The sequence below is a fragment of the Vibrio sp. LB10LO1 genome, from assembly GCF_010092875.1.
Classification (GTDB): domain Bacteria; phylum Pseudomonadota; class Gammaproteobacteria; order Enterobacterales; family Vibrionaceae; genus Vibrio; species Vibrio campbellii.
In genome coordinates this window covers 1-3,413 of the sequence record NZ_JAADJW010000075.1, presented here as the reverse complement: position 1 = coordinate 3,413, position 3,413 = coordinate 1, and the positions used below count along the sequence as shown (strand labels likewise).

General features: G+C 47.1%; 3 protein-coding genes and 3 tRNA genes. 4 read left to right on the top strand and 2 right to left on the bottom strand.

Going from position 1 to position 3,413, the window contains the following annotated elements:
- Positions 1 to 135 precede the first annotated feature (135 nt).
- Positions 136 to 993: an archaetidylserine decarboxylase gene (asd, locus tag GXP65_RS24780; RefSeq protein WP_162093943.1), complete on the bottom strand. Its 858-nt coding sequence runs from the start codon at positions 991 to 993 to the stop codon at positions 136 to 138.
- A 116-nt stretch (positions 994 to 1,109) separates the two neighbouring features.
- Complete coding sequence (rsgA, locus tag GXP65_RS24775; protein WP_162093942.1) at positions 1,110 to 2,174, bottom strand: small ribosomal subunit biogenesis GTPase RsgA; 1,065 nt, start codon at positions 2,172 to 2,174, stop codon at positions 1,110 to 1,112.
- Positions 2,175 to 2,303: 129 nt separating this feature from the next.
- On the opposite strand from rsgA, the gene orn reads away from it, so the two are divergent.
- The 4 genes from orn (at position 2,304) to GXP65_RS24755 (ending at position 3,307) form a co-directional block, all read left to right on the top strand.
- Positions 2,304 to 2,849, top strand: coding sequence for an oligoribonuclease (gene orn / locus GXP65_RS24770; protein WP_045418966.1), 546 nt, complete (start codon positions 2,304 to 2,306; stop codon positions 2,847 to 2,849).
- A gap of 156 nt (positions 2,850 to 3,005) precedes the next feature.
- Positions 3,006 to 3,081 (top strand) — tRNA-Gly (locus GXP65_RS24765).
- 55 nt (positions 3,082 to 3,136) lie between these two features.
- A tRNA-Met gene (locus tag GXP65_RS24760) sits at positions 3,137 to 3,213 on the top strand.
- Between the two features lie 18 nt (positions 3,214 to 3,231).
- Positions 3,232 to 3,307: transfer RNA gene (locus tag GXP65_RS24755), tRNA-Gly, on the top strand.
- Positions 3,308 to 3,413: the final 106 nt, after the last annotated feature.

The window sequence follows — 3,413 nt, the reverse complement described above, 5'->3', positions numbered from 1 at the left end:
TCAGTAAGGATTGTTAAGTGATCAGATCGCACACACGTGAAAGAGTTCAAAAAAATCCCCAAGCTACAAGCTTGGGGATTTGTGTATAAGAGACAGCCGCGAGCGGAGGCTTTAAAATCAGTTTGAGCGGAAAGCTTACTGCTGGTGCGCGTAAGGGGTACCCATTACGGTTGGCTTGCCATTTTCCATGCTTTCATCGAATGCGATAGCATCTTTTGCGAACAGGTTGATAACGGTTGAGCCAAGCTTGAAGCGACCCATTTCTTCGCCTTTTTTCAAGATAACGGCTTTATCGCCTTCTGCTGGGTAGTCCCATTTGTAAACCGAGTTACCACGTGGTGGCGTGATAGTGCTGGCCCATACTTGCTCGATGCTACCTACGATGGTTGCGCCAACCAGTACTTGTGCCATTGGGCCAAACTCAGTATCAAAGATACATACTACGCGTTCGTTGCGTGCGAATAGGTTTGGCACGTTCTCTGCGGTTAATGGGTTTACCGAGAATAGATCACCAGGTACGTAAATCATCTGACGCAACGTGCCGTCACATGGCATGTGTACACGGTGGTAGTCACGAGGTGATAGGTACAAGGTTGCGAAGGAGCCGTCTTGGAATTCTTCCGCTAGTTTTGCGTCACCGCCAAGCAGTTCTTGTGCTGAGAAGTTATGGCCTTTCGCTTGGATAAGCTGACCATCTTCAATCGGACCAAATTGGCTTACGCACGCGTCCGCAGGGTGAGTGATCACCTTTTCACCTTCCGCGATTGGACGTGCGCCGTCTTTTAGCTCACGAACAAAGAACTCGTTGAAGGTTTTGAAGTGCTTAGGATCGGAGTGCTTCGCCTCATCCATGTTCACGTTGTATTGCTTGATAAACCAGCGAATGACTGCTGTTGTTAGACCGCCAGCCTCAGCTGAAGCCAGTTTACCCACTAGACGTGTTAGTCCATGTTGTGGGATCCAGTACTGCAGTCCAACTTTAATCTTGTCCATCTTTAATTCCGATACTTCTGTTAGATTCTCGCTTTAGGGCGCGTGATGTTACTGAAATTTCATCTGCTTGTCAGTATTAGGTGATGATTTCTTACACAGTTGCAGTCTTAACTCAGTTACAGATCCGCTTTCTTGTTACGTGAGTACTGACGGTTGGCTTTGTTTTCTACCATGCTCTCTAGAATTCGATGGTAGTTTTCAAAACGCACTTCACTGACTTCGCCTTTCTCTACTGCTTCACGCAAGATACAGCCAGGATCATCATTGTGTTTACAGTCGCGGAACTTACAACCGCCAAGATAAGGGCGGAATTCAACGAACGCTTTGGTCACTTCTTCTGCTTCTAGGTGCCACAAACCAAATTCACGTACCCCTGGAGAGTCAATCAGATCGCCACCAGTAGGGATGTGATACAAGCGAGCTGCTGTGGTTGTATGCTGACCCAAACCTGAGTTCTCAGAGATCTCGCCTTCTTCCACTTCCTGCTCAAGTTCAGGCATCAGTGCGTTTACTAGGCTTGATTTACCTACGCCTGATTGACCGACGAAAATGTTGATACGGTCACGCAGTTGCTCTTCAAGCTCGGCAATGCCTTCACCTGACTGCTTACTCACAAACAGCACCTTGTAGCCAATACGTTGGTACTCTTCTAACCACTCTTCGTACATTGCACGATCTTCATCAGAAAGTAGGTCGATTTTGTTGAGTACTAATAGCGGTGCGATGTTCAGTGTTTCTGACGCAACCAAGTAGCGGTCAATGATGTTGAGCGAAAGCTCTGGCAAAACCGAAGAAACGATCACCATTTGGTCGATGTTAGCAGCGACAGGTTTTAAGCCATCGTAGTAGTCAGGGCGAGTTAGCATAGAGGTACGAGGCTCTACAGCTTCAACCACGCCAGAGATTCCGGCCATGGACTCAAGGCCTTCACGCCATAGCACACGATCGCCGGATACCAGCGATTCTATACCACGACGAAGGTTACAGCGCTGCACTTCACCGGTTTCTAGATCTTCGATGTCAGCGTGCTGACCGAAACGAGTGATTACGAGACCCTGTTTACTTGCGCCTAGCATGGTTTCATCCCACTGGATGGACTCTTCTTGCTTCTTTAGGCGTTTTTGTTGGTTGCTGCGTACGCGGCGCACCTGACCTTTGGTTAACTTTTTCTTTTTTGCCACAATCTTGTACTTAATGTGAGTTAACTCAGTTGATTGAGCACGCTTTCGGCTCAAACTCGTGAGTATCGTGTTTCAAGTATTTTCAGGTATAGTACCTCTTTTATCGATAAACAAATAGGCGGCGTAACCATGTCCTTTAGCGATCAAAACCTGATTTGGGTGGATTTAGAGATGACAGGCCTCGATCCTGAAACGCATAAAATCATCGAAATTGCTTCTATCGTCACGGATAGTGAATTGAATATTTTGGCTGAAGGTCCTGTCCTTGCTGTACATCAGCCTGAAGAAGAGCTGGCGAAGATGGATGATTGGTGTACCAATACGCACACTTCAAGTGGCTTGGTTGAGCGCGTTCGTAACAGTGATGTTTCTGAACAAGATGCTGTTGCGCAAACCATCGAATTTCTTGAGAAATGGGTACCAAAGGGTGTTTCTCCAATTTGTGGTAACAGCATTGGTCAGGATCGTCGTTTCTTGTACAAGCACATGCCTGAGTTGGAAGAATACTTCCACTACCGTTATTTGGACGTGAGCACGCTAAAAGAACTGACTCGCCGCTGGAAACCAGAAGTGTTAGACGGTTTTTCGAAGCAGGGCACGCATCTAGCATTGGATGATATCCGTGAGTCGATTGCTGAGCTAAAGTACTACCGCGAAACGATCTTTAAGATCTAACTGTTAAGGCTGCGATCCAAATTGTTGTAATTAATGAGCGTTTTGCTTGCTTTTTCATCTGTTGGTAAAAAAATAAAGTTTTTTTGAACGAAGGACTTGCATCACAAAAAAATGCTCTTATAATTCGCAGCCCTGAATGACGGAAACGTTGTTGATGCGACACTAGCTCAGTTGGTAGAGCGCAACCTTGCCAAGGTTGAGGTCACGAGTTCGAACCTCGTGTGTCGCTCCACTTTTCTTAAGTGGAAAGAAAGGCTTTCATCATGCCTCGAATGGTGAATTACGGACGCGGGGTGGAGCAGCTTGGTAGCTCGTCGGGCTCATAACCCGAAGGTCGTCGGTTCAAATCCGGCCCCCGCAACCAATTCTCTTTTGAGAATATGCGACACTAGCTCAGTTGGTAGAGCGCAACCTTGCCAAGGTTGAGGTCACGAGTTCGAACCTCGTGTGTCGCTCCAAATTACTAAGTGGAAAGAAAGGCTTTCATCATGCCTCAAATGGTGAATTACGGACGCGGGATGGAGCAGCTTGGTAGCTCGTCGGGCTCATAACCCGAAGGTCGTC

Excerpts from the sequence above, each read along its gene's own strand:
- asd (WP_162093943.1), bottom strand. The coding sequence starts at position 993 with ATGGACAAGATTAAAGTTGGACTGCAGTACTGGATCCCACAACATGGA.
- orn (WP_045418966.1), top strand. The coding sequence starts at position 2,304 with ATGTCCTTTAGCGATCAAAACCTGATTTGGGTGGATTTAGAGATGACA.